Origin of the sequence: Natrinema versiforme JCM 10478, assembly GCF_000337195.1 — an archaeon.
Lineage (GTDB): Archaea > Halobacteriota > Halobacteria > Halobacteriales > Natrialbaceae > Natrinema > Natrinema versiforme.
Genome location: NZ_AOID01000028.1, coordinates 17384 through 36574, shown reverse-complemented (window position 1 = coordinate 36574; position 19191 = coordinate 17384). Strand labels below are relative to the sequence as shown.

Sequence of the window (19191 nt, the reverse complement as noted above, 5' to 3'; positions counted from 1 at the left end):
CGACGGAGGGAGCGATTGATGGGGCGGGATCGAACGGCAGTCCTCGTCGTATTGATCGCGGCCGCGATGATCGGCAGCGTCGTCGCGCTGCCGCTACTCGGTGGTGGTCTCGGACCGATCGGCGCGGACGACGAGGACACCGACGCGGCCGCTGCAGCGTTGACCGAAGACGGTTCGCAGGCCACGCTGCAGGAAAACGGGAGCCAACAGGGGACCCAACCGGCGGCTGACTCGGACTTCGAACTGGTATCGCTCGAGTCGCCCTCGATGGACGGCGAGTCGACTGGCGCAGATGGGACGAACGAGCAGGTCGCGACCCAAGGGGACCGCGAGGACGCCGTCGAAACCGGCGTCGACGAGGGGATCGCGCTCGTGCAGTCCCAGGGGGTCGAGGTGACCCAAGAGCAGCGCGCGGCGGCGCTCGAGGGCGCGCAAGAATCGGCAGCCCAGTACCAGACCGTCGAGGCCGAGCAGGTCCAAGCGGCGACGAAGGGTGCGGTCCACGGCGCGCTAATTCAGGAGCAGTCGGCGAACGTAACCCAGATCCAGTACGCGGTCGGCGGCGCGACCGGCGGCGGGCTCTCCCAATCGCAGTCGGTGAACGCGACCCAACTGCAGAGCGCGACCTGGGGCGCGGCACACGGTGCGGTCGCCCAGAGTCAGCGCGTGAGCGTCGAGCAGCTACAGGTCGCGACCAGCGGCGCGGCCGCGGGTGCCGCGAGCGAGGCCGGCGCGAACGATATCGGAACGGTAGCGAAGATTCAGGAAGCCGCACAGGGGTCGGCCTACGGCGTCCTGACGCAGTACCAGTCGATAGCGGTCGAGCAGCGCCAGCGAGTGACACTCGAGCACGTCCAGAACGCGGCGGCGGGCGCGGCCGCCGGCTCGCTCGAGGGCAGTGCGAACGCGGTGCTCGAGCAGGAACAGCGCGTCGAGGCCGAGCAACGCCAGCGCGTGACGATCAAGCAGATTCAGAAGGCCGCGGCCGGGGCGGCGAAGGGCGCGCTCGTTCAGGAACAGGCGGTGTCGGTCGAGCAAACCCAAGCGACGGCCCGCGGCGCGAGCCGAGGATCGCTGAAACAGATCCAATCGGTCAGCATCGAGCAGATCCAGCGAATCTCGATCACGCAGGTCCAGGAGGCCTCTTTCGGCGCGGCGAAGGGCGCGATTTCCCAGAGTCAGGAGGCGACCGTCGAACAGATTCAGGCCGCCGCTGACGGCGGTGCGGGCGGCGCGCTCGTCCAGCGACAGACGGTGTCGGTCACGCAGGTCCAGTCCGCCGCGACCGGGGCCGCACAGGGCGCGGTTACCAGCGGGATCCAGCGACAGGAAGTCACCGTCGAGCAGGTACAGGCCGCCGCGTTCGGGGCGAGCGAGGGAGCAGTGTCCCAGACGCAGATCATCGACGTGACGCAGGTCCAGCGCCTCGCAAGCGGCGGTGCGAGCGGTGCGCTCGTCCAATCGCAGGAGGCGTCGATCACGCAGATCCAGACGGCGGCGCGGAGCGCCTGCGAGGAGACGGCCCAAGCGGTCCAGTCCCAGCGGATCAGCATCACGCAACTCCAGTCCGTGACGGCGGAGACCGCGGCCGATGCGACCGCCTACGCGATTCAAGAGAACACCGACGACGTGACCTTAATCTCCCAGTACGTCGAGGTCGAGGTCGTCCAGCGAATCGAAACGATCGACCGGATCGAGGGCGAGGCCGCGATCGATGTCGCCGATCAGACGAGCGACGGCGAACAGGTGACGATCGAGGACGTGTCGCTCTCGGAAGGCGGCTTCGTCGCCGTCTACAGCGGCGTCGCGGTCGACGCCGATCCCGACGACGTCGTCGGCGTCTCGAGCTATCTCGAGGCCGGCGAGCACGAGAACGTCACGGTCGACCTCGACGAGCCGCTGAACGAGAGCGGGCCGCTCGTGGCGGTCGCCCATCACGATACGAACGACGACGAGACGTTTGATTACGTCGACTCCGACGGCGAGGACGACGTGCCGTACGTCACCGGCAACGGAGCGCCAGTGCTCGACGCCGCGTTCGTGACGGTGACCGACGAGACGAACGACACCGACACCGTCGACTCCGCGCCGGAGGCCGAGGGGATGCTCACTGCCGTCGATTACAACATCGATGTCGCGGAGGAGAATTCGACGGAGGAGTACGTCGTCCTCGAGAACACGGGGAACCGCACACTCGATTTCTCGGGGTGGACACTGCAGGACCGCATTGACGAGGGGGTCGTCGACGGTGCGGGGTACGATCCGCTGTCGTTCCCCGAAGACTTCACCCTCGGACCCAGCGAGAGCGTCACGGTAATCACGGGTCCCGGTGAGAACACGGAAGATACCCTCCACTGGGACATCGAAACCCCGGTCTGGAACGCCTCCGGAGACGACGTCGTCGTGCTCGACGGCGACGGCACTGTCGTCCTCGAGCAGTCGATCGGGGAAGAGCAACCCAACGAGTCGGAGGCAACCCTGTCGGTCGACGATCAGGAGGGAGACGGCGAGACCCTCGAGATCGACGCGGCGAGCGCGTCCGTGCCGTACGTCGTGACGGCCGAGTACGACGGGGAACGCGTCGACAGCGAACAGTTCGAGGCGAACGAGACGGTCGCGGAGGAGCGCCTCGACCTCGAGCCGCCCCTCGAGGAGAACGCGACGGTCAACGTTTCCGTTCGCGCCGCGGCGGACGACGCGGCACTGGCAAACGAGTCGATCGAGTACGCGGTCGTCGAGCCGGAGCCCGGAGAGCCGACGGCGAACCTCTCGGTCGCCGATCAGACCGGCGACGGCGAGACGCTGACCGTCACCTCGGCCAACGCGTCCGTCGAGTACGCGCTGACCATCACCGACGGAAACGGGACCCAACTCGCCGAGAGCGAGTCGTTCGCGGCCAACGAGACGATCGGCCCGACGGAGTTCGACCTCGAGCCGCCGCTCGAGGCGAATTCGACGCTCAACGTCTCGGTCGTCGCGGCCGAAGACGGAACGGCCCTCGAGACGGATTCCGTCGAGTACACAGTCGACGGCGAACTCGCGGACTTCGATGTCGAGTTTACGAGCTGTTCGCGTGCGGTTGTCGACGCCTCCCTCGAGGACGGCGATCAGGTCGCCGCGAGCACGGGTTTCTACGATCAGGCCGGCTTCGGCGACACGATCATCGAAGACTACGTCGCCATCGGCGAGGACGTCGAGGCTCCGTTCAACGGGACAATCGTCTTCGAGATCGGCGACGAGCGCAACGTGACGACCGACGGCGACGAGGTGACCGTCGAGGTGCCCGACTACGGCACCTTCGGGACGTACCTCTCCGGGATCAGTTCACCGGAAGCGGTCCCATTCGCGTCGATCGACTACGCGAACCCCGACATGCGGACGTGCGCCGAGGAGGCACGACCGGACCTGCCGTCGCTCTCGGTTGAGGAGACGACGCCCGTCGACGGCGGTGACGCCATCAACGTGACCTTCGGCTACGAGAACCCGAACAACGAAACGATGAGCGGGAACAGCGAGTTCGTCGAGGGAACCACGACCGACGAGCCGCCGACCGAGTTAGCACCCGGCGAGAACGAGTTCACCGTCGAGTGGACGCCCGAGAGCGACGACGAACGGCTCGTCTGGCAGGCCGACTTCGCGAACTATGGCTACGACGAGCCCGTGACCGCTGCAACGCCGACCGCCGGCGAGATCCAGCCGGCCGATCCCGCGGCATTCAACGTTTCGATCACGGAGACGAACAGTCCGGTCGAACAGGGTGAGCAACTCGCGGTCGAGGCCGACGTGCAGAACACCGGCGGCGACGCGGGTACCCAGAACGTCTCGCTCGCGGTCGGCGAGACCGCGGTTGACTCCGAATCCGTCTCGCTCGAGGCCGGTGAGAACCAGACCGTCTCGTTCACGGCCGAAACCGACGACCTCGAGCCCGGGGAGTACCCGCTCGAGGTCGCGACTGACAACGAGACGGCCGAAGGGACGGTGACCATCGAGGAGAGCGGCGACCCCGCGACGTTCGACGTCTCGATCGCTGGGACCAACAGCCCGGTCGAACAGGGCGAGCCCGTGACGGTCGAGGCCGACCTCGAAAACGTCGGTGACGAAGCCGGAACCCAAGACATCGAGATCGCCGTCGGCGGTGGGCCCGGCGAGTCGGTGCCGGTGACGCTCGAGCCCGGCGAAATCCAGACGGCCACGCTGAGTTACGAGACCGGCGACCTCGAGCCCGGCGAGTACCCGCTCGCGGTCTCGAGCGAGAACGAGACGGCCGAGACGACGGTGACCGTCGAGGAAAGCGGTGAGCCAGCGACGTTCGCCGTGACCGATATCGCAGCGCCCGAAACCGGCGATCCCGGCGAGGAGGCGACGGTGACGGCAACCGTCGAGAACCAGGGCGATCTCGAGGGGACCCAGACCGTGACCTACAGCGTCGACGGCCAGCCGATCGCCGAGGAGACCGTGACGCTCGCGGGCGGGCAGTCGGCCGAGATCCAGTTCTCGTCGCCGCTGCCCGAGGGGACCTCAACGCACACGATCGCGACCGACGACGAGCAGGCGTCGGTGACGATCGAAGCGACCGCACCGGCGACCGCGGAGACGGACGGTACCGCGGAACCGGGCGACGGAACGGAGACGGGTGAGACGGACGAGCCGGCCGAGCCGACGGAGCCGGCGCCGCCGGCAGAGCAGCCCGATGGATCGGAGCCAACCGACGAGCCGCCGGCGGAGTCGGCACAATCGGATGATCCGGGCGCGGACAACGAAGCCGATACCGCGCCGGGGGAGTCCGAGCCGACCGAGACGCCCGACGGCGGGGATGAGGGTGCGGCCGACCCGCCCGCGGAAGACGCGCCGGGCGAACAGCCGGCGGAGACGACGGACGCGCCAGAGACAGACGGCACGGCTTCGGGAGCCGACGGCGAGTCCGCCGGACCAGCGGAGGGGAGTACGGATACCGGAAACGAAACTGCCGGTGCCGGATAGCAACCGACGCCTCGGCACCGACGCGCCGCTTACGGACAGCGCTACCGCTCGACGGAACTGAGACGTGAAGCAGTCGATACGGAGAGTCGCGCGTCGCGGCTCAGTGCTGGTGGCCGGTCGCTTCGCCGAACGTGACGCCGAAGCGCTCCTCGAAGAGGTCCATCACGCGTTCTTCCTGGGCCTCGAGTTCCGCGTCCGAGTCCTCGCCGTGGTGGACGATGTGGTGGGCGCGGCTGGCAAAGGAGAGCAGCATGACGTCGCCGACGGTTTCGGCGTCGGTCTGGTCGCCCTCGGCGACGAGGTCGAGGAGACCGGACGGGACCGTGATTTCGTCGGTTGCGCCGTCGTCGGAACTGATCGAGAAGGTCGTCGTCTGGACTTCGTCGGTCATACTCTTACGGTCGGGAACCGTCCGTAAAGGTGCTGTGGCTTGCCCCGGATTATGCCCGCAGTGAAACGCGTCGCGGATGGCAACCCCCGTGGTGTTTTTGCCTCGCGACGACGAACGTTCTCGTCTGCCATCCGTCGAACTCGACGGAGAGACGATCGAGCGACTGGATGCACTGCGCGTCGACGACGAGTCCGACGACGACGAACTCATCAACGAACTCATCAACAGCTACGAAACCAGCGAGTACACGCTCTTTCACGCCGGCGATTGACCGGTCGGCGAGAGGAGCGGTCCTCGATACTCGCGGCCCACCGAGTCCGCCGGCGACGGTCGTTTCGGCCTCAGCCGTCGGCGGCCGTCCGCCGCACCGTCTCCCACTTCCCCTTGGACTCGAGGTGGGACTGCAGTTCGGTCGCGTACTCCTGCGTGAGCCGTTCAGCCGCCTCGCGCTGTTCCTTCTCGGAGGAGCCGTCGCTACCGCCCATGCCGAGTGCGCCCATGATCGAGTCGACGATGCCGCCGCCGCTCGAGGAACTCGAACCGCCGCCCGCGCCCCCGCCGGCCATCGCGCCCATGCCGGTCTGGACGTTCTCGAGTTCGGGGATGATCCCGTCGAGGTTGTCCGTGTTGGCGACGATCTGGGCCTGCTCGGGGTTGTCGGCGTGTTCGATCTCGAACTCCGTGGCCGTCATGATCAGGCTCCACTGCTGGTTGGAGAACTGCGACCCCTCGATCTGCGAGGCGAACTCCTGATCGACGGTCATCCGCTCGCCGACGATCCGGTCGGTCCACGACGTATCGCTCATGGCCCCCGGTTGGACCGGTGGCTGTATCAGCGTTTCCCCTCTCGGACCCGCGATTCGGGTTTCATCGCCGATTCGCGCTCGCCATCGGAATCGCCGATCGGGCCCGGAATTCGTCACCCGGACTGACCGTCTCTCGTGTCAGGAAAACGTTAATATGACTGGTTGTTGTATGACATCATGACCCACGATGTACGACTGCATCCTCGTTCCGACCGACGGCTCGCAAGAGGTCGAGCGCGCGCTCGAGTACGCGTTCGACCTCGCGGACGCACACGACGCGACGATCCGCGCGCTCTACGTCGTCAACGTGGCCGGCTACGGTGGGCTCCCCATGGAAACCGCCCTCGAGGGTGTCAGCGACGCGCTCCGGGAGGAGGGGCAAGCGGCGGTCGGTCGCGTCGAAGACCTCGCACCGGCGGAGATCACGGTCGAGACGGCGGTCCGCGAGGGCGCGCCGAGTCAGGTCATCATCAACGAGGCCGACCCCACCGAGTGCGATCTGGTCGTGATGGGGACCCACGGCCGCGGGGGGATCGACCGACTGCTGCTCGGCAGCGTCACGGAACGGGTCGTCCGGCGCTCTTCAGTCCCGGTGTTGACGGTGCAGGTCGATCCCGACGAGATCGACGAACGCGCCGAAGCGCCCCCGCTCGCGGCGGAGTAACGGCCTCGAGTCATCGGTCGGACTGCGTAGTACGAGCGGTTTTGAAAACGACGACCAGCGACGGCACCGGCCCGAACTCCCCTTACTCGGCGTCCGCGAACGCTTCGGGGAGAAACGGCGCGACGTCGTCGTGGACGAACTCAACGTAGTCGTCGTTCAGTCGCCGACAGAACAGCCGCAGTTCGCCCGCCGATCGGACGGTCTCGAGCGCTGTCTGCCCGGAGCCGGTATCGTAGTAGGCCGGAACGAGGACGGCCGTCTCGTCGGTCGGAGCCTGTTCGACGATCAGCAGGTAGATCATGCCGCCCTCTTCCGCGCGGAACACGTCCACGTCCGCGAACGTTGTGTCCTCAGTCAGCGACTCGAGGTCCTCGTACTCGGGTCCGGGCAGGACGACGTCGAGGCCCGTGCGTCGCTCGGAGTCCACGAGCACGGAGTCCCCGGGATGGAGCTCGAGGGCCGTCCAGCCGCGGTCACGGTAGTCGTCGGCGATCGCCGTCATGTCCTCGAGAACCGCCTGCCAGCCGGACTGGTCCTGTGCGCTTCTCGGGGAAGTGCCCGCTGGATTTTCGCTCATGCCCCCACCGCGTGCACCGCCGGAGATAAATGTTGTCCAAATCCCACAAGGTATTTCTTCGCTCCCTCGAGAACTGTCGCCAGTGACTGACCTTCTATCCCTCTCCGGACTCCGCACGCAGTTCGACACCAAACGCGGTGCAGTTAAAGCCGTCGACGGGATCGACCTCACCATCGAAGAGGGCGAGACCGTCGGCCTCGTCGGCGAGTCCGGGTCCGGTAAGAGCGTGACTGCCCTCTCAGCGATGGATCTCGTCGACGACCCCGGCGACGTCGTCGGCGGCCGCGTGACCCTGCGACGCGCGGCACTCGCCGCGGACCTCGCGGACGAGTTCGACGGTGCCGTCGTCCCGTATCCCTTCGAACTCATCGACGCGGTTCGGGAACTCATCGCGGATCTCCGCGTCGGCGACGGGGTCGACTCGGCCGGCTCGGAACTGCGCGGGATAGCCGCGGACCTCGCCGGCCACGACGATCCCGCGGGGCTCGCACCGACGCTGCGAGAGTCCGCCGACCGGCTTGACGAGGGCGCGACCGAGTCCGTGGTTGCGGATACTGTAGAGAACGCCCTCGACGACGCCGACGACGGGTTCGTCTATCTGGACGAGACAGCACGCGAGCAATTCGCAAGCGGCGCAGCCGCCAGCGAGATCGCAGTCGAGGACGGCGTCGTCGACCTGATCGACGCCCCTGAGGAAGCGATGCGGAAGGTCCGCGGCAGCGAGATGGGGATGATCTTCCAGGACCCGATGACCTCTCTGAACCCCGCGGTGACCGTCGGCGAGCAGGTCGCGGAGTCCCTGCGGCTCCATCAGTACGGCGAACGGAAACGGGACACGTGGCTCAATGCCATCCGAGAGATTCTGCCGTCCATTGGCGGGCAAGAACACGACGAGGAGGTCATGGAAGATGTCGTGGACATTCTTACCGAGGTCGGCATCCCGGAGGCCACGACGCGCCTTGAGGAGTACCCCCACGAGTTCTCCGGCGGGATGCGCCAGCGGGTCCTCATCGCCATCGCGCTCGCGTGTCAGCCGAGCCTTCTCATCGCCGACGAGCCGACGACCGCCCTCGACGTGACCATTCAGGCCCAGATTCTCGACCTCATCGACGACCTCCAAGACGAGTTCGGGATGTCGGTGCTGATGATCACCCACGACCTCGGCGTGGTCGCGGAGACCTGCGACCGGGTCGCGGTGATGTACGCCGGCGAGATCGTCGAGGTGGGGCCCGTCGAGGAAATCTTCGCCGATCCGAGCCACCCGTATACGTACACGCTCTTGGAATCCATCCCAACGGAGGAGAAAGACCGCCTAACGCCCATCGAGGGGAACGTTCCCGACCTCATCGACATGCCCGAAGGGTGTCACTTCGCCGACCGGTGTCCGTGGGCCAAACCCGAGTGTCGCGACGGCGAAATCCAGTTCCGCCAGCACGGTCCCGACGATGTCGACCACCGCTCGAAGTGTCTCCTCGAGTCTTTCGACGAGGACGAGTACGGCAACGACGACGCCGTATCGGCGGTCGAACACGATATCGGCGAGCCGATCCTCGAAATCCGCGAGATGCGGAAGTACTACCAGCAAGAAGACGGCTACCTCGATCGGTTCATGGGTGAGAAGCCGAGCGTGAAAGCCGTCGACGGCGTGAGCTTCGATGTCCACGAGGGCGAGACGCTCGGGTTGGTCGGCGAGTCCGGCTGCGGCAAGTCGACCGCGGGGCGGGCAATCCTCCACCTCAACCCGCCGACCGACGGGAGAGTCGTGTTCGCCGGCGAGGACCTCGGCGACCTCTCGAAGACTGAACTCCGGGAGAAGCGCAAGGACATGCAGATGGTGTTCCAAGACCCGATGTCGAGTCTCGATCCGCGGATGTCCGTCGGGCAGACGGTCATGGAACCGCTGAAGATACACGGCCTTCCGGAGAGCGACCCCGATGTCGTCACGCGTGCGGACGTGACCGTCGAGGGCATTAGCGAGGACGCCGTCTCCGTCGAGGTTTCGGACAACGCGGACGCACTCCTGGGAAGTACCGACGGCGAGACGGTCGTCCCGGTATCGGTAACTGTCGGCGACGACGTGACCGTGGACATCGAGGGCGCGCTCGGCGTCCAGACCGACGTTACCCGTGAGGACGGCCGCGTCACCGCCGTCGACGTGTCGGTATCCGCCGGCGACTCCAAGCGCCTGCTGCGGCGCCGACGCGTCCTCCAACTCCTCGAGGAGGTCGGACTCGACGAGAGCCAGTACGGCCGCTACCCCCACGAACTCTCGGGCGGCCAGCGCCAGCGCGTCGGCATCGCCCGCGCCCTCGCGGTAGACCCCGACTTCATCGTCGCCGACGAGCCGGTGTCGGCTCTGGACGTCTCCGTGCAGGCACAGATCATCAACCTCTTGGAGGACCTACAAGAGGAGTTCGGGCTGACGTACCTGTTCATCGCCCACGACCTCTCTGTCGTTCGGCACATCTCGGACCGCGTCGCGGTGATGTACCTCGGCGAGCTCGTCGAGATCGCCGAGACTGACGAGCTGTTTGCCGACCCGCAACACCCGTATACGAACGCGTTGCTGTCGGCGATTCCCGAACCGGACCCGCTGGCCGACACCGACGACCGCACCATCCTGAAAGGGGACGTGCCGTCCCCGATCGATCCGCCATCGGGCTGTCACTTCCGGACGCGGTGTCCGTCGATCATCCCACCTGACGACCTCGACATCGAACAGGAACGCTACCGCGAGGTCATGTTCTACCGACAGCGCGTAGAGTCCCGGGACATCGACCTCGAGGCGGCCCGCAACGAAGTCGTCGCCGAATCGCCGCCGCCTCGCGCGGTCGCGGACGGTGGTAGTGACCTGACAGCCGCGCTCAACGCGCAGTTCTTCGACGAACCGCTCTCCGGTCGCGCTCGCGAGGCGGTCGAGGAGTCCTATCGGCACCTCGACGACGGCGACTGGGAAGCCGCCGAGGCCGTCCTGACGGACACGTTCGAGAGCGTCTGCGAACGGAAAGACCCCGTACTCGACGACAGCGACCACCCCGCAGCCTGTCACATCTACACCGAATCCGAGTAAGGGCAGACGCGGTGCCAGTCGATCGCTCGGATCCGCCGGGTGCGTTCGGCGTTTTCGGAATCCAGTCCATCGAGTCGCGACTCGTTTCACCAACCGGTCAGCACGGCCAATAAACGCTTCCCAACCAGTATAGAGTTGACAATACTGTCCGGTACCATTATATAGTTCCAATTACGGACTACTGTTATGTCAGGTAATGACGGTCAGTCTTCCAGGCGGAGTTTCCTGAAGTCTGCCGGTAGCGCAACGGTTGTCGCGACTGCAGCGAGTTCCATGGCCGGCTGTCTCGGCGGTGACAGTGACAGCGGCGGCACGCTCCGATACGGCCGCAGTTCCCACTCGGACACGCTCGACCCGCAACGAACGACCAGCGGCGAGGTGTCGAAGGTCACCAACCAGATTTACGACGGGCTCATCGACTTCGAACCCGGCGAGGCAGCCATCACGGAGAGTCTCGCGACCGACTGGTCGATGGACGGCGTGGACGTCACGATCGAACTGCGCGACGACGCCCAGTTCGACGACGGAACCGACTTCACCGCCGACGACTTCGTCGCGACCTACCGCCGGTTCGTCGACGAGGACTACGACTACTACTTCGAGGACGCCTCCGCATACGGCCCGTTCACGCTCGGCAACTGGATCGAGTCCGTCGAAGCCGACGGCGATCACTCGCTCAACATCACGCTCAACGATCCGTACGCGCCGTTCCTGCGTAACCTCGCGATGTTCGCCGCCGTCGTCCTCTCCAAGGAGGACATCGAGAACGACTTCGACTTCAACGCGGACGCCAACGGGACCGGCCCGTTCCAACTCGAGGAACTTGACAACTCGAACGGCCGCATCCTGCTCACTCCCAACGACAACTACTGGGGCGACGGGCCGAACGTCGAGCAGCTCCTGTTCCTCGAGCGCGGACAGAACTCGACGCGCACGCAGGCCCTCGTCGAAGGCGAACTCGAGATCATCGACAACCTCGCACCCGAAAACATCGGGTCGGTCGAGGACTCCGACGCCGCCGAAATCCAGTCCGGAGAGGGGATCAACATCGGGTACATGTCGTTCAACCAGTCCCGCGTCGAGGCGTTCCGCGACGCGCGGGTCCGGCAGGCGATCAGTTACGCCATCGACACCGAGTCCATCGTCAACGAGGTCTACTCCGGCATCGCCGAACAGGCCGACCAGCCGTGTCCGCCGGCGCTGTTCGGACACAACGACGACCTCAGTCCGTACGCCTACGATCCCGATCAGGCAGAGTCGCTGCTGGAAGAGGCCGGATACGGTGATGGCTTCTCCTTCGAACTGACGACGTTCCAGAACGCCCGCGGCTACAACCCGGCTCCGTCGTCGACGGCGGAGACCATCCGGACGAACCTCGGAGACATCGGTATCGACGTCACCATCGACGAGCGACCGTTCTCGGACTACCTCACCTACACCTCCGACGGGAAACACGACGCGTCGCTGGCCGGCTGGTACACGGACAACGCCGACCCGGACAACTTCTACTACGTCCTGCTCCACCCGCAGGTGGAGTCCCCCGACGGGCAGGACTGGGTCGACTGGAGCACGGAGGGGTACAACACGTCCAACCGCGCTGCGTGGGCGAACCAGGAGTTCATGGACCGCGTCGAAGAAGCCCAGCAGACGGCGGATCAGGACGAACGCGCCAACCTCTACCACGAGGCGGCGCAGATCGCACACGACGAGGCCCCGTGGGTCTACATCGACTACGCCGACGAGATCCGCGGTGTCCGCAATACCGTCAGCAACTACGACGTCTCGGCCATCGGTGGCCCCCACCTCCACATAGTGGAACTCGAGTAACGCGCCCGGCTGACGGGACATTTTTAACCCCTCAAAATTAGCTCAGAATAATGGTATCAAAGCGGTTCGTCGCCAAACGCCTGCTGTTGCTCGGTCCGGTGCTGTTCGGAGTGGCAACAGTGGTCTTTGCGATCCTCCACCTCTCGCCGGGTGACCCCGCGGTCGTCATCGCGGGCGAACGCGCGAGTCAAGACTTCGTCGAGCAGATCCGATCCGACCTCGGACTCAATGACCCACTGTGGCAGCAGTACCTCCGATTCCTCCACGACACTGTGACGCTCGACTTCGGGCAGTCCTATCAGGTCCGGCAAGGGAGCGACGTCAGCGAAATTCTTGCCGACCGGCTCCCGATCACCATCGAGCTCGCGGTTCTCGGACAGATCGCGGGCCTGCTGTTCGGGCTCCCGCTCGGGATTATCAGCGCCGTCAAGAAGGACACGCTGACCGACCACTTCTCCCGGATCGGCGCACTGACGGGAATCAGCGTGCCGATCTACTGGAGCGGTCCGCTCCTCATACTGCTGTTCGCACAGATCCTCGGCGTCCTCCCGACGAGCGGACGCATCGGATCGACGTACTTCATCGACTCGACGACCGGATTCATCCTCGTCGACACGCTACTGGCCGGGGACATGGCCGCGTTTCAGTCCGCGGCGCGCCACCTGTTGATGCCCGTCCTCGTGCTCGGCATCTACTCGATGGCGTTCATCTCTCGGATGATGCGATCGTCGATGCTCGAGGTCGTCAGACAGGACTACATGCGGACGGCCCGCGCGAAGGGCCAAGGCGCGAAGACCACGATCATGAAACACGGGCTCCGGAACGCGTTCATCCCCGTGATCACCATCATCGGTATCCAGTTCGGTTCGATGCTCGGCGGCTCGGTGCTGACCGAGACCGTCTTCGAGATTAACGGCATCGGGACGCTACTCGTCTCCGCTATCCACGGTAGCGACTACCCCGTGGTGCAGGCGACCGTCCTCGTCTTCGCGTTCATGTACACATTAGTGAACCTCTTCGTAGACATCACGTATTCCATCCTCGACCCACGAATTGACCAATGAGCACGGAAACCCAATCATCGACCGTCGAGCGCAGTCCCATCGAGCGCCTCCGGGCCAGCCCGTTCCTCACGGAACTGCTGTCGAACCGCATCGCCGTCATCGGTCTCAGTCTGATCGTCGGGATGTTCCTCGTCGCTATCTACGCCCGATTCGCGTACGGACTCGACGCCATCGTCGACACGCAGTTCGGGGAAAACCCGACGAAGGTAGGTCCGAGTAGCACGTTCTGGTTCGGAACGGACGGCCAAGCCCGCGACATCTTCCCGCGGGTGCTGTACGGTGCGTGGTACGCGCTGAAGTTCGGGACCGCGACTGTCGTCGCGTCGACGGTCCTCGGTATCACCGCCGGGATCGTCGCAGCGTACTACGGTGATCTCACGGATAACGTTATCATGCGGACGATGGACGTGCTCCTGTCGTTCCCATCGTTGCTGCTGGCACTCGCACTCGTCACGATCTTCCCCGACTCGCTGGGGCTGTGGCGAGCGGTCATCGCGCTCACGCTCGTGTACACGCCGCGGTTCGCCCGCGTCGTGCGCGGGGCGGCACTGAAAGTCCTCGAGGACGAGTACATCGAGGCGACGCGGGCCCTCGGCGCGACCGATCCGCGGCTGCTGGTTCGCCACGTCCTGCCGAACTGTCTGGCGCCGATCACCGTCCAGTCCACGCTGAACTACGGGCTCGCCATCATCGACATCGCGGCGCTGTCGTTCCTCGGATTCGGCGCGGCTCCCGGCGACCCGTCGTGGGGGATGATGCTTTCGGAGGGCGTCGAGAAGGGACTGTTCTCCGGCGCGTGGTGGTGGTCGTTCTTCCCCGGCCTGTTCCTCGCGCTTACAGTGCTCGGCTTCAACCTCCTCGGCGACGGGATGCGGGACGCCTTAGATCCGCGCATGCGAGATGCCGTCGACTGATTCCGGCGTTCCCGTCTCGAGGGGCACCGTCGAGCGGGTCCGCCGGCTCATGGTTGCCGCCGTTCGCTGGGTAGCGATCGGAGCCGCGCTCGGAGCGGTCGTCTCGCTGGCACTGCTGACGGTCTGGACGCCGCGAGCCGCGACCGACACGGCGTTTGCACTTGGCGCGCTGGTCCTCGGGTTCGGCGTCACCGCGTGGTCGTCGGCGGTCGGCCTCGGACGGACCATCGAGGGGATGCAGGATCGCCTCGACGTGAGCTCCGACTGGACGGAAGCCAGCGCTCGCGAGGCGTTTTTCGTGGTGTCGTGGACCGGCGTGGGCTGGGTCGTCGCCGCAACCGTCGGTTCGATCCTGCTCGGCGTTTGAAACCGCGGTGCTCGATCAGACGGGCCGCAAGTGCTCGCAGTCGCCCGCCGTAACGATCTCCTGTCCGTTCTCGGTCTCGACGACGAGGGCCCCGGACTCGGTCACGTCGACGGCCTCGCCGACGATCTCGCCCGCGGGGCGGTCGACGCGCACGCGCTGGCCGATCGTCAGCGCCAGGTCGCGCCACGCGGGAACGACCGCCTCGAGGTCCTCCCGATATCGATCGAATTCTTCTAAGAGCCGCTGGACGAACCGCCGCCGATCGATGTCGCCCGCCTCTTCGCGGATGCTGGTCGCACCCTCGGGCAGCGCGTCGGCGTCGAGATTCGCGTTGACGCCGACCCCGACGGCGAGCCACTCCACGCGGTCGGTTTCTCCTTCCATCTCCGTGAGAATTCCGGCAAGCTTCCGATAGTCGCCGTCGTCGCCGACCGGGACGACCACGTCGTTTGGCCACTTGATTCGGGCGTCGACGCCCGCCTCTCGAGCCGCCGTGGCCGTGGCGACCGACGCCGCGAGCGTGTACAGCGGGGCTTGGGCGGGCGCGACGGCCGGTCGCGTCACGACGCTGACCCAGACCCCGCCCGACGGCGAGGACCACTCGCGCTCGAGGCGGCCGCGGCCGCCGACCTGTTCGTCCGCGAGGACGGCAACATCCGTTGCCCCCTCGGCCGCCAACTCGCGCGCCCGGTCGTTGGTGCTCCCCACGGAGTCGTGGTACTCGATCGAAAACGGGGCCTCGAGTTCGAACTCGACGGCCGGGGCGTTGTACGCCGCGACGGCGGTCAGTTCGTAGCCGTTCGGTCCGCTCTCGATCTCGAAGTCGGCCTCGCGCAGCCCCTCGATGTGCTTCCAGACAGCCGCCCGCGAGATATCGAGCGCATCGGCCAGTTCGGGCCCCGACACCGGCCCCTCCGCGATTGCCTCGAGGATCGCCCGTCGCGTCTCGTTCATGGACTCGCAAGGGAGTCGCGCACACTTCAATCGGCTGATCGGCGGCCGCCGCCGACCGCCGTGATCGGCTACGTCCGTTGGACCCAGTCGAGGTACCACGTATACATTCGGACGATCTGTGCCTGCTGCGTTTCGATGATGTCAGTCGCCATTGCCTCGACCGCAGGCGACTGCCCCTCTTGGAGGACGAGATGAGACAGTTGGATCGCGCCACGGTGATGGTTCGCGAACGTTTCGATGAATCGCAGGTCGAAGGTCGTCCCCTCGAGGCGCTGTAGGTATGCGAGTTCGTTCGGGCGGAGATTGCCGGGGATCGAGGTCACCATCGTTCTGACGGCGTCGAGATCGACCTCGAGCAGGTGCTCGGGTTCGATCCCGGCCTCAGTGAGAATCGATTCGATCCGCGCGATACCCTCCCGCTGGGCCTCGATCACCGTCTCGGCGAACTCGGCCAACGCGCTGTGGTTCGTCCGCTCCGGGACCAGCGACGCGGCTTCGATTCCCCCGCGGTGGTGGTAGGCCATCAACTGGAGGAAGCCGATATCCGCCAGATTCAGGTCGGTGTCGCTCGCCGCGCCGGTCGACGACGGCTCGGCCGAGTCGGTCGTTTCGCCGTCGGTCGCCGCGGCGGGTGCCGCACCCGACAGCCCCAGTGCGAGGCCCGCCGAGGCGAGCGTTCCGGTTTGCAGGAACGAACGGCGCGATGCGTCGTCGGACTCAGTTTCGCGTCCCATGGATCGACCGGACCTCCACGAGAGACACGGATAAGACTGGCCGTCGTCCGTGTTCGAAATTCGCTGTTTACAGCGCTAATGCGTTCGATATCCCTCGGTTAGAGTGATAGCACCCCGCTACACGGACCCGCCGTCACGGGTCGCGTCGCTCGGCAGTCGGCATGAAATCACCAGCGGCCGCGGTCGCGGCCACTGGATCGAAATATCTCCGTTCAGAAATTCGACTCGAGGCGGACCCGATTAGCCCCGGATCTCACGCAGTTTCTCGCGGCCCGGCGCGATCAGTTCGTCGAGGTAGGTCGCGAGGGTTCCCTTCGCGTCGGCGGGGTGGAGTTCGCCCGACTCGAGGTCGTCGGCGAGGGTCTCGTAGTCCTCGTAGGTCAGATCGCCGCCGTACTTCTCGGGGCGCTCGACGACGAGCTCGTCGAACCGCGGGAAGACGTGGTACTCGAAGAGTTCGAGGACGGGGTTCTCGCGTTCGTTGCCCTCGTCGTCGGCCTCCGGATCACGGGTCGGCGGACAGTACGCCGAGTTGACCTTCTCCTCGAGTTCTTCGGTCGAGTCCTCCATGGAGATGGTGACGCCCTCGCTCGAGGACATCTTCCCCTCGCCGCTGGTGAGGTCAGCGACGATGGGCGTGTGGAGGGCGGGTCGGACCACGTAGTCGACTTCGGGCAGTTTCTCGCGGGCGAGCATGTGGACCTTGCGCTGGTCCAAGCCGCCGACGGCCAGATCCAGATCGAGGTACTCGATGTCCAAGGTCTGCATCAGCGGGTAGACGAGGTGGCTCACTTTAGCCGTCTCGTCGCCCTGTATCTCGGCCATCGCGCGCTGGGCGCGGTTCATCGTCGTGTCGACCTCGAGCGTGTGCAGGTCGAGTACGTACTCCTCGTCGAGTTGGAACTCGGAGCCGTAGACGAACTCGGTTTGGGCCTCGTCGAGGCCGTAGGCGAGGAACTGCGCTTTCATCTGCTCGGCGGTCTCCCGGATCTCGTCGAAGGTCCCCTTATCGTTGAGGTAGGCGTGGACGTCCGCCAGCAGGATGACGACATCCATGCCCGCCTCCTGGAGATCGATGAGTTTGTTCGCAGTCAGGAGGTGCCCCAGATGGAGGACGCCGGAGGGTTCGTAGCCGACGTAGGCCCGCTTGCCCTCGGGATCCTCCGCGAGGTCGCGGATCTCCTCGTCGGTGACGACCTCCTCGGCGTTTCGCGTGAGTAACTCGTAGGCGTCCATGTGGAAGGGAAACCGGAGGAGGAATTTATACCTCCTGAAAGGCGGTCGGGCCGCCGCTGATCTGCCGGCACGAGGCGATCGCTGCAGGCTCCACCCGAACACTCATACGGGCGGTCGGCGTAGGCTCGGCGATCGATGCTCGACAGCGAGGACGCCGTCAACGCGGTCCGGCGCAGTACCCTGCCACAGCTTCATTTCCTCTTGCGGGGGACCTTCGGCGGCTACGCGATCAGTCACACGACCGCCGACGAGTACGTGCTCACGGCCCGCTGCTCGGAGGCGACGCTCGAGGACGTCCTCGAGCAGTTGGGCTTCTCGCGGAACCCGATCGCCGCGCTCAAGGTCCGAATGGACGGCAACACCGCCGAAGGCTCGTGGGTGTGGCGGCCGTCGCTGCTGGCCGACGAGCAGTTGCATATCGTCCTCCACGACCTCGAGAACGATCCGGGGGTCGACGTCTACGCTCACTGGGAGTGCTCGTGGATCCGCCACCCCTACAGACACTACCTCGCCCGCGGCTACGACGCCGAGACCGGCGTCGCGCTGGCCCGCCACTGGCTCGTTGACGGCGACGACCTCGAGTACGGGCCGGGTATCGACTACGAAATCGACAACTCGCTCGCGCGACGGCTGAGCGAGCGGCTCTGGCTGTCGTACTACCGGCTCGAAGAATCGGTCACCGCGATCAAATCGAAGCTACCGTTCGTCGATGGCGACGAACAGTCACCGATCATCGAACGCGACGACGCGCGCGATTCGGTCTCGCCGACGATCACGGGGAAGTTCTGAGTTGGCCGAGAGCCCGCCCACTCAGAGGTCGCCCGATCGAATCCGCTTCTCTGCCGCCTCGAGCGCTCGGTCCCGGTCGAAGGCCTCGATGATCTCTCGAAGCCCGGCTTCGTCGGCGTCGGCCAACTCGCGGGCGTGGTCGGTGATGTTCGGCACCGCGCGGATGATATTGTCCACGATCGGTACGTCGGCGACCTGCGGCGAGCGCGACAGCGGGTTGAGGTCGATCACGATCTCGGTCTTGCCCATCTCGTCTAACGCCTCGGCGCGGTCGCCGTCCTCGAGGGGCACGAGCACGACATCGGCCGCGTAGATGCCGTCGGCGTCGACCTTGGCTCGCTTGTGATCGAGGTTCGGAATCCGCGCGTCGGCCTCGAGGCCCTTCACGTCGTCCGCGCCGTGGTCTTGCAGGTGCTCCGCGATGGCCTCGATCCGCTCGGGGGTGCGATTGAAGAGGTTGACCTCGAGAGCAGCGCCCGTGGCGTCGGCGAGCGCGGCCATCTCGCCGGGGACCAGCGCCGCCACGTTGCCGTTGATCGAGAGCACTGGCCGCTCGGCGAGCAGGAGGTGGGCGGCGGCGGCCCGTTCGGCGTCGTCGGCGCTCGGAATCGTCTCCTCGCCCAGCAGGTAGTCGAACGCGCTGCCCCGGCCCTCGGCGTGCATCCCCTGCAGATGCGTGATCCCCGCCTCGATGCCGTTCTCGATTCGGTGGCGAGTGAGCAGGTCCTGGTATCGCGGATGATCCTCGGGGATCTCCTCCTCGTGCTCGACATCGGCGGAGACGCTGTCGTAGTCGCTCACGAGCGTGATTCGGGTCG

16 protein-coding genes are annotated in these 19191 nt (G+C 66.0%); 9 read left to right on the top strand and 7 right to left on the bottom strand.

Translation table 11 applies throughout. The annotated features are described in order from the left end of the window. Positions 1-18 precede the first annotated feature (18 nt). Complete coding sequence (locus tag C489_RS09695; protein WP_006431064.1) at positions 19-4980, top strand: DUF7282 domain-containing protein; 4962 nt, start codon at positions 19-21, stop codon at positions 4978-4980. A gap of 100 nt (positions 4981-5080) precedes the next feature. On the opposite strand, the gene C489_RS09690 is transcribed toward C489_RS09695, so the two are convergent. After that, positions 5081-5371 carry a DUF7545 family protein gene (locus C489_RS09690; protein ID WP_006431063.1) on the bottom strand — a complete coding sequence of 97 codons (291 nt, stop codon included), beginning with the start codon at positions 5369-5371 and terminating at the stop codon, positions 5081-5083. 124 nt (positions 5372-5495) lie between these two features. Between C489_RS09690 and C489_RS09685 the strand changes: the two genes are divergently transcribed. Then, positions 5496-5642 (top strand): DUF7557 family protein, encoded by a 147-nt coding sequence (locus C489_RS09685; RefSeq protein WP_449289380.1) that lies wholly within the window; start codon positions 5496-5498, stop codon positions 5640-5642. A gap of 70 nt (positions 5643-5712) precedes the next feature. Here the strand turns inward: C489_RS09685 and C489_RS09680 are convergent, their stop codons facing one another. Beyond that, the gene (locus C489_RS09680) at positions 5713-6177 is read right to left on the bottom strand and encodes a DUF5799 family protein (protein ID WP_006431061.1); all 465 of its coding nucleotides are present in this window, start codon (positions 6175-6177) and stop codon (positions 5713-5715) included. Between the two features lie 187 nt (positions 6178-6364). Here C489_RS09680 and C489_RS09675 point away from each other — a divergent pair, with 187 nt between their 5' ends. Continuing rightward, positions 6365-6841 carry a universal stress protein gene (locus C489_RS09675; RefSeq protein WP_006431059.1) on the top strand — a complete coding sequence of 159 codons (477 nt, stop codon included), beginning with the start codon at positions 6365-6367 and terminating at the stop codon, positions 6839-6841. Positions 6842-6923: 82 nt separating this feature from the next. On the opposite strand, the gene C489_RS09670 is transcribed toward C489_RS09675, so the two are convergent. Then, positions 6924-7418 carry a DUF7529 family protein gene (locus C489_RS09670; protein WP_049890764.1) on the bottom strand — a complete coding sequence of 165 codons (495 nt, stop codon included), beginning with the start codon at positions 7416-7418 and terminating at the stop codon, positions 6924-6926. An 82-nt stretch (positions 7419-7500) separates the two neighbouring features. On the opposite strand from C489_RS09670, the gene C489_RS09665 reads away from it, so the two are divergent. The 5 genes from C489_RS09665 to C489_RS09645 all read left to right on the top strand — a co-directional run bounded on the left by C489_RS09665 (position 7501) and on the right by C489_RS09645 (position 14660). After that, positions 7501-10488, top strand: coding sequence for a dipeptide ABC transporter ATP-binding protein (locus tag C489_RS09665; RefSeq protein ID WP_006431056.1), 2988 nt, complete (start codon positions 7501-7503; stop codon positions 10486-10488). 186 nt (positions 10489-10674) lie between these two features. Then, positions 10675-12315: an ABC transporter substrate-binding protein gene (locus tag C489_RS09660; RefSeq protein ID WP_049890763.1), complete on the top strand. Its 1641-nt coding sequence runs from the start codon at positions 10675-10677 to the stop codon at positions 12313-12315. A 50-nt stretch (positions 12316-12365) separates the two neighbouring features. Continuing rightward, positions 12366-13379: an ABC transporter permease gene (locus tag C489_RS09655; RefSeq protein WP_006431054.1), complete on the top strand. Its 1014-nt coding sequence runs from the start codon at positions 12366-12368 to the stop codon at positions 13377-13379. After that, the gene (locus C489_RS09650) at positions 13376-14293 is read left to right on the top strand and encodes an ABC transporter permease (protein ID WP_006431053.1); all 918 of its coding nucleotides are present in this window, start codon (positions 13376-13378) and stop codon (positions 14291-14293) included. The genes C489_RS09655 and C489_RS09650 overlap by 4 nt, the downstream gene beginning before the upstream one ends. Then, on the top strand, positions 14280-14660 hold the full coding sequence (locus C489_RS09645) for a DUF7268 family protein (protein ID WP_006431052.1): 381 nt from the start codon (positions 14280-14282) through the stop codon (positions 14658-14660). Before C489_RS09650 ends, C489_RS09645 begins: the two co-directional genes overlap by 14 nt. A 15-nt stretch (positions 14661-14675) precedes the next feature. Here C489_RS09645 and C489_RS09640 read toward each other — a convergent pair whose 3' ends face one another. From C489_RS09640 to C489_RS09630, 3 genes are all read right to left on the bottom strand, one after another. Then, positions 14676-15614 carry a biotin--[acetyl-CoA-carboxylase] ligase gene (locus C489_RS09640; protein ID WP_006431051.1) on the bottom strand — a complete coding sequence of 313 codons (939 nt, stop codon included), beginning with the start codon at positions 15612-15614 and terminating at the stop codon, positions 14676-14678. A 68-nt stretch (positions 15615-15682) separates the two neighbouring features. Next, positions 15683-16348, bottom strand: coding sequence for a DUF305 domain-containing protein (locus tag C489_RS09635; RefSeq protein ID WP_006431050.1), 666 nt, complete (start codon positions 16346-16348; stop codon positions 15683-15685). A gap of 240 nt (positions 16349-16588) precedes the next feature. Then, positions 16589-17584, bottom strand: a complete 996-nt coding sequence (locus tag C489_RS09630; protein ID WP_006431049.1) for a tyrosine--tRNA ligase — start codon at positions 17582-17584, stop codon at positions 16589-16591. 135 nt (positions 17585-17719) lie between these two features. On the opposite strand from C489_RS09630, the gene C489_RS09625 reads away from it, so the two are divergent. After that, positions 17720-18373 (top strand): hypothetical protein, encoded by a 654-nt coding sequence (locus C489_RS09625; RefSeq protein WP_006431048.1) that lies wholly within the window; start codon positions 17720-17722, stop codon positions 18371-18373. Between the two features lie 21 nt (positions 18374-18394). Here C489_RS09625 and C489_RS09620 read toward each other — a convergent pair whose 3' ends face one another. After that, on the bottom strand, positions 18395-19174 hold the full coding sequence (locus tag C489_RS09620) for a 4-phosphopantoate--beta-alanine ligase (RefSeq protein ID WP_006431047.1): 780 nt from the start codon (positions 19172-19174) through the stop codon (positions 18395-18397). Positions 19175-19191 lie beyond the last annotated feature (17 nt).

Bases quoted from the DNA above. Each gene is read 5' to 3' on its own strand.
- C489_RS09695 (WP_006431064.1), top strand. From the start codon at position 19: ATGGGGCGGGATCGAACGGCAGTCCTCGTCGTATTGATCGCGGCCGCG.
- C489_RS09690 (WP_006431063.1), bottom strand. From the start codon at position 5,371: ATGACCGACGAAGTCCAGACGACGACCTTCTCGATCAGTTCCGACGAC.
- C489_RS09680 (WP_006431061.1), bottom strand. From the start codon at position 6,177: ATGAGCGATACGTCGTGGACCGACCGGATCGTCGGCGAGCGGATGACC.
- C489_RS09675 (WP_006431059.1), top strand. From the start codon at position 6,365: ATGTACGACTGCATCCTCGTTCCGACCGACGGCTCGCAAGAGGTCGAG.
- C489_RS09670 (WP_049890764.1), bottom strand. From the start codon at position 7,418: ATGAGCGAAAATCCAGCGGGCACTTCCCCGAGAAGCGCACAGGACCAG.
- C489_RS09660 (WP_049890763.1), top strand. From the start codon at position 10,675: ATGTCAGGTAATGACGGTCAGTCTTCCAGGCGGAGTTTCCTGAAGTCT.
- C489_RS09655 (WP_006431054.1), top strand. From the start codon at position 12,366: ATGGTATCAAAGCGGTTCGTCGCCAAACGCCTGCTGTTGCTCGGTCCG.
- C489_RS09650 (WP_006431053.1), top strand. From the start codon at position 13,376: ATGAGCACGGAAACCCAATCATCGACCGTCGAGCGCAGTCCCATCGAG.
- C489_RS09645 (WP_006431052.1), top strand. From the start codon at position 14,280: ATGCCGTCGACTGATTCCGGCGTTCCCGTCTCGAGGGGCACCGTCGAG.
- C489_RS09640 (WP_006431051.1), bottom strand. From the start codon at position 15,614: ATGAACGAGACGCGACGGGCGATCCTCGAGGCAATCGCGGAGGGGCCG.
- C489_RS09635 (WP_006431050.1), bottom strand. From the start codon at position 16,348: ATGGGACGCGAAACTGAGTCCGACGACGCATCGCGCCGTTCGTTCCTG.
- C489_RS09630 (WP_006431049.1), bottom strand. From the start codon at position 17,584: ATGGACGCCTACGAGTTACTCACGCGAAACGCCGAGGAGGTCGTCACC.
- C489_RS09625 (WP_006431048.1), top strand. From the start codon at position 17,720: ATGCTCGACAGCGAGGACGCCGTCAACGCGGTCCGGCGCAGTACCCTG.